This window comes from Streptomyces sp. NPDC001985 (assembly GCF_040296845.1).
Taxonomy (GTDB): Bacteria; Actinomycetota; Actinomycetes; order Streptomycetales; family Streptomycetaceae; genus Streptomyces.
This window is the reverse complement of record NZ_JBEOYB010000082.1, coordinates 24,496-30,517: the sequence shown is the minus strand read 5'-3', so window position 1 is coordinate 30,517 and position 6,022 is coordinate 24,496. Positions and strand designations below refer to the sequence as shown.

4 protein-coding genes, 1 rRNA gene and 1 pseudogene are annotated in these 6,022 nt (G+C 72.0%); 4 read left to right on the top strand and 2 right to left on the bottom strand.

Translation table 11 applies throughout. From position 1 onward, the window contains the following. Positions 1-178: 178 nt before the first annotated feature. From rrf to ABT122_RS28480, 3 genes and pseudogenes are all read left to right on the top strand, one after another. A 5S ribosomal RNA gene (gene rrf, locus ABT122_RS28490) occupies positions 179-295 on the top strand. 539 nt (positions 296-834) lie between these two features. Next, positions 835-1,416 (top strand): annotated as a pseudogene (locus tag ABT122_RS33690) (DEAD/DEAH box helicase); the annotation flags it as partial. 186 nt (positions 1,417-1,602) lie between these two features. Beyond that, entirely contained in the window at positions 1,603-2,409 is an 807-nt protein-coding gene (locus tag ABT122_RS28480) for a tetratricopeptide repeat protein (protein WP_351558134.1), read from the top strand. A gap of 55 nt (positions 2,410-2,464) precedes the next feature. Here ABT122_RS28480 and ABT122_RS28475 read toward each other — a convergent pair whose 3' ends face one another. Then, positions 2,465-3,745, bottom strand: a complete 1,281-nt coding sequence (locus tag ABT122_RS28475) for a DUF1015 family protein (RefSeq protein ID WP_351558121.1) — start codon at positions 3,743-3,745, stop codon at positions 2,465-2,467. A 68-nt stretch (positions 3,746-3,813) separates the two neighbouring features. On the opposite strand from ABT122_RS28475, the gene ABT122_RS28470 reads away from it, so the two are divergent. Further along, positions 3,814-4,842, top strand: a complete 1,029-nt coding sequence (locus ABT122_RS28470; protein ID WP_351558119.1) for an HAD hydrolase-like protein — start codon at positions 3,814-3,816, stop codon at positions 4,840-4,842. Positions 4,843-4,975: 133 nt separating this feature from the next. On the opposite strand, the gene ABT122_RS28465 is transcribed toward ABT122_RS28470, so the two are convergent. Then, positions 4,976-6,019, bottom strand: a complete 1,044-nt coding sequence (locus ABT122_RS28465; protein WP_351558118.1) for an ABC transporter substrate-binding protein — start codon at positions 6,017-6,019, stop codon at positions 4,976-4,978. Between the last annotated feature and the right edge of the window lie 3 nt (positions 6,020-6,022).

The following is a 6,022-nucleotide window of genomic DNA, read 5'->3' as shown; positions in this document are numbered from 1 at the left end:
GTTGATAGGCCGGATCTGGAAGCACCGTGAGGTGTGGAGGTGACCGGTACTAATAGGCCGAGGGCTTGTCCTCAGTTGCTCGCGTCCACTGTGTTAGTTCTGAAGCAACGAACAGTTGCCGGTTTCAGTAGAGCTATCTAACTAAAGAGTGTGCTTGTTCGCTCGAAACCGATAGGGTTTCGGTGGTCATAGCGTAAGGGAAACGCCCGGTTACATTCCGAACCCGGAAGCTAAGCCTTTCAGCGCCGATGGTACTGCAGGGGGGACCCTGTGGGAGAGTAGGACACCGCCGAACAATATTTAGGGACCCTTGGTCCAGCGTTCACGCTGGACCAAGGGTCCTTTTTTGTTTTTCCCGTATGTATGCCGAAGCGCGGCCGGGGGCCGGCTGCGTGAGAATGATTGCAGTACCCGAAGACAGGAGTCACACCGATGCCCACCAACTCTCCCGACGACCGTCCGGAGCGCGAGCCGCGCCGCAAGGACGGCGGCGACCGGGGCGGATTCCGCGGTGGCCGCGACGATCGTGACCGTGGGCCTCGTCGTGACAACGACCGTGACCGTGGTGGATACCGCGGCTCCCGTGATGACCGTGGGGGCCGTCCCGGCGGCACCGGCGGTGCCGGTGGTGGTGGTCGGCCGAGTACTGGTGGGGGTGGCGGTGGCTATGGCCGTCGTGACGACCGTCCCGCCGGTGGTGGGTTCCGTCGTGATGACCGCCCGACCGGTGGCGGTGGCTACGGCCGCCGCGATGACCGGCCGAGCACCGGTGGGTTCCGTCGTGACGACCGGCCCACCGGTGGCGGCTTCCGTGGCAACGACCGTCGTGACGAGCGTCGTGATGAGCGTCCGTCGTTCCGCCGCGACGACCGCCCCAGTGGCGGCGGCCGTGACGATCGCCGTGACGACCGTCCGTCGTTCCGCCGCGACGACGACCGCGGTGGATACCGCGGCTCGCGCGACGACCGGGGCGGCCGGCCGAGTACTGGTGGGGGTGGCGGTGGCTATGGCCGTCGTGACGACCGGCCGAGCACCGGTGGGTTCCGTCGTGATGACCGCCCGACCGGTGGCGGTGGCTACGGCCGCCGTGACGACCGGCCGAGCACCGGTGGGTTCCGTCGTGACGACCGTGATCGTGACCGTGCGCCTCGTCGTGATGACCGTCCCGCCGGTGGTGGGTTCCGTGGCAATGACCGTCGTGACGACAGGCCGTCCTTCCGTCGGGATGACCGTCCGAGCGGCGGGTTCGGCCGTGATGACCGTGGCGGTGACCGTCGTGACGACCGCCGTGACGAGCGTCCGTCGTTCCGCCGTGACGACCGCCCCAGCGGTGGCGGCCGTGACGACCGTCCGCCCTTCCGCCGGGACGACGACCGCGGTGGATACCGCGGCTCGCGCGACGACCGGGGCGGCCGGCCGGGTGGGTACGACCGTGACCGGGGTGGCCGTCCCGCAGGGGGCGGTGGCTACGGGCGGCGTGACGACCGAGCCGGCGGGTTCCGCCGTGACGACCGGGACCGGGACCGGGACCGTCCGGACCGGGAGCCGATCAAGCGGCTGCCGATCCCCGAGGACGTCACCGGCGACGAGATCGACAAGGATGTGCGGCAGGAGCTCCAGAGCCTGCCCAAGGGCCTGGCCGAGGAGGTCTCCAAGAACCTCGTCATGGTCGCCAAGCTGATCGACGAGGAGCCGGAGCAGGCCTACGGGTACTCCCGGATCGCGCTGCGGCTCGCCTCCAGGGTGGCCGCGGTCCGCGAGGCGGCGGGTTTCGCCGCGTATGCCACCCAGCGGTACACCGAGGCGCTCGCCGAGTTCCGGGCGGCGCGGCGGATGACCGGCAGCGTGGAGCTGTGGCCCGTCATGGCGGACTGCGAGCGCGGGCTCGGGCGGCCGGAGCGAGCGCTGGCCATGGCCGGCGAGGCCGAGGTGCAGAAGCTCGACAAGGCCGGCCAGGTGGAGATGCGGCTGGTGGCCGCCGGGGCCCGGCGGGACATGAGGCAGATCGACGCGGCCATCGTGACGTTGCAGAGCCCCGAGCTGGCCTCCCACTCGGTCCAGCCCTGGACCGCGCGGCTGCGGTACGCGTACGCCGACGCCCTGCTCGCGGCCGGTCGTGAGGACGACGCCCGTGAGTGGTTCGCCAAGGCGCTGGAGTCGGACAAGGACGGTGCCACGGACGCGTCCGACCGGCTCGCCGAGATGGACGGGGTCGAGTTCGTCGACGCCATCGGCCACGAGGGCGATGACGCGAGCGACGACGACAGCGACAGCGACGACGCTGCCCATGACGCTGACATCGACGACGCTGACATCGACGGCGACGACAGCGATGAAGCCGATGACGAGGCGGACGCCGACGCCGGCATCGACGGTGACAGCGGTGCCCGGGACGACAAGGGCGAGTAGCCGGTGGAACGGAAAAGGGGCGGCACCTTCGCGGTGCCGCCCCTTTTCCGTTCTCTCATGTCACCGTCAGGCTTCTGAGCACCAGGCCCGTCGCCGGCTTCGGCCCGAACGAGGTCGACTTGCGCGGCATCGTCACCCCTTCGCGCGCCAGGCCCCGGACGACCTCCTCCCGGACGGGATGCATCAGCACCGCCGTACCGCCGTGGCGTTCCGCCTGGGTCACGGCCGCCTCCGTGTCATGGATGTACGCGATGTGGTCCGGGGTGTCCGGGATCTGCCACAGGTGGTCCAGGAGCGTGGCGTGCAGCACGGTGGCGTCCAGGGCCCGCCAGGCGTCGGGGCGGTCGGTCCGTACCGTGCCGGCGAGCAGGGCGGGGTCCGGCCGGTCCAGGAGGTGGAGGGCGCCATCGCCCGCCAGGAGGAAGGCGTTGCTCTCGGCGCACGCCTCCGCCAGGGTCTCCAGGGCTTCGGGGAGCGCGGTGTCGAGGCGCTGGACGTGGAAGGAGCCGTGCAGCGCGTCGAGTGCCTTGGCCACCGGGAGGCGGTGCAGCAGCCGGTGGATCGCGCGGACCCGCAGCGGGTAGCGGGCCGAGTCGGTGAGCAGGACCAGCCCATGGTTCCAGGGGCCGGCCCCGGGGTGTTCGGCGCGGAGGGCGAGATAGGCCGCCCAGCGGTGGTGGCCGTCGGCGATCAGGGCCTGCCGTCCGGCCAGGTCGCGGTCGATCGCGGCCAGGTCGGCGGGGTCGGTGAGGGCCCAGAGCCGGTGGCGGAAGCCGTCCTCCGTGGTGGTGGCGAGGAGCGGGGGGTTCCGTACGGTCCGTTCCACGATCGCGGTGGTGGTGCCGGCGCCGCCCGTGCCCTGGTAGGTGAGGAGCAGGGGCTCCAGGTTGGCGGCGGTGGTCCGCAGCAGGTCGGTGCGGTCGGCGACGATGTCCGCCATCACGTCCTCGTGCGGGAGGACGGTTCCGGCGCCGGGGCCGGAGAGGGCCAGCGCGCCGATGACGCCGCGCTGGAGGATGTCGTCCCGGTGCTGCTCGTACACATAGAGCGCGGGTTCGGGGTCGGGCGCGAGGATGCCCTCGGCGAGCCAGCGGGCGAGGGTGTCGGCTGCTTGGCGGTGGCGGGCCTCGGGGGTGGGGGCCTGCGGAAGGATCAGGCGGACGATGTTGTGGGGGTCCGCGGATTCGAGGTGGTGCAGTCCGTCGGGTCGGACGACGACGTCGTACGGCGGTGAGGTCACGGCGGCGAGAGAGCCGACCCGCTCGGGGACGTAGCGCAGTCCGCGGAAGGGGATCAGGCGCAGGCCGTCGTTGGCTGCGGGACCGTCGCTGTTCATCCGAGCATCGTAGGGGGTGGCGCATGAGCGATGATCGAGGGACGGACGCCGATGGAGGGCACGATCGTATGAGTGAGCGGAGCAGGACCCGGCCGGGTGCGAGTGCGGCGGCGCTGAGCGCGGCGTACGACACCGCGCTGCTGGACCTGGACGGCGTGGTGTACGCGGGCGGTGAGGCGATCGCGCACGCCGTGGACGCGCTGCTGGCGGCCCGGGACGGTGGGATGCGGCTGGCGTATGTGACGAACAACGCGCTGCGCCCGCCGGACGCGGTGGCGGCGCATCTGACGGAGCTGGGGGTGCCTTCGGCCGCCGATGACGTGATCAACTCGGCGCAGGCGGTGGCCCGGCTGATCTCGGAGCAGGTGCCGGCGGGGTCGCGGGTGCTGGTGATCGGTGGTGAGGGGCTGCGGGTCGCGCTGCGGGAGCGGGGGCTCGTGCCGGTGGAGTCGGCGGATGACGCTCCGGCGGCCGTGGTGCAGGGCTACGGCGGCCCCGGGCTGCCCTGGGGGCGGTTCGCGGAGGCGTGTTACGCGATCGCGCGCGGCGTGCCGTGGTTCGCGTCCAACACCGATCTGACGATTCCCAGTGCGCGGGGGATCGCGCCGGGCAATGGCGCAGCGGTGGAGGTGGTGCGGATCGCGACGGGCGCGGAGCCGCAGGTGGCGGGGAAGCCGCTGCCGCCGATGCACCGGGAGACGATCCTGCGGACGGGTGCGGTGCGCCCGTTGGTGGTGGGGGACCGGCTGGACACCGATATCGAGGGCGCGTTCAACGGGGGTGTGGATTCCCTGCTGGTGCTGACCGGGGTGACGGACGGGGCGCTGCTGCTGGCCGCGCCGCCGGAGCACCGGCCGACGTATGTGGACGCCGATCTGCGGGGCATGCTGACCGGCCAGCCCGAAGTGTCGGCCGGGGACGGCGGGTTCCGCTGCGGCGGGTGGAGTGCGGCGGCGCGGGGCGGGGAGCTGGTCCTGGAGGGGGAGGGCGGTTCCCTGGACGGGCTGCGGGCGCTGTGCGCGGCTGCCTGGTCGGACGCCGGGGACGGGGTCTGCGCGGCGGACGCGGGGAAGGCGCTCTCCCGGCTGGGGATGTAGGACCGCGGGGGTGCGGGACCCGGGTGCCGGGGGTGCCGGGGGTGCCGGGGGTGCGGGACCCGGGTGCCGGGGGTGCCGGAGTGCGGTGAGGGGGCGGCCGGTGGTCCGGCCGCCCCCTCACCGGCCGGGTCCGTCAGGCCAGCTTCTTCGAGCGGGTGACGGCGGCGGCGAGGCGCTCCAGGACCGGGGCGAAGCCCGCGTAGCTGTAGCGCTCCTCCATGGCCCAGGGGATGGTCTGGCCGGCCTTCACGGCGGGGAGCCGCTCCCAGGTGGGCTTCTTCGCCAGATCCTTGGCGGGCAGGGCCTGGGCACGGTTGTCGATCATGATCAGATCGGCGTGGTGCCGGTCGGCGTTCTCCCAGCTCAGGAACTCCCAGAAGCCCCACTCGTCGCTCTTCTCCGCCTCGACGAACTCGACTCCGAGGTCCTTGAAGTAGTGGAGATCGCAGTAGGCCTCGGGGACGGCGGCGTACATCTGCTCGGCGTCGCCGCTCATGGCGAGCACCTTGAGGCCGCGGTTGGCCTCGGCGGCCTTGCGCAGGGCCGCCTCGGCGCGCTCGAAGCGGGCCTTGGCCTCGGTGACCTTGGCGGCCTGGAGGTCGGCGCCGAGGGCCTCGGCGAGTTCGGCGTACCGCCCCAGTGGTTCGAGGAGGGACGTGTGGGCACCGGCGATGCCCAGCGTCGGGGCGAGGGCCTCGATCTTCTCGCTGCTCTCCTCGGGGACGAACCAGAGGGCGGGCGGCGGGAACATGTTGCTGATGAGGAGGTCCGGGCCGAGGGCCGCGTACTTCTCGACGCTGAACTCGCCCCACGCCTTGCCGAGGCTGGTGAGCCCGCTGACATCGAGGTCGCCCACCTGGGGGTTGGGCTTGCCGTTGACCGGGTCGGTGGGGCCGAAGACCCCGGCGCACTCGACGCCGTAGTCGTGGAGGGCGGCGGCGCTGGAGACGTAGGCGACCAGCTTTCCGGGAGTCCGCTCGCGCTTGATGGTCTTCCCCCGGTCGTCCTTGAAGGTCCAGGCGCCGCCGCCGCTCCGCGCGCCGGACTTCGGCTTGTCGTCCTTGGTGCCGTCGCTTCCGCAGGCGGCGAGCAGGGCGCCGATGCCGAGTGCGCCGGTGGCGGTGAGGAGCCTGCGCCGGGAGAGGGCGGGGTTGTTCATCAGGGGAACTTCCGTCATTCG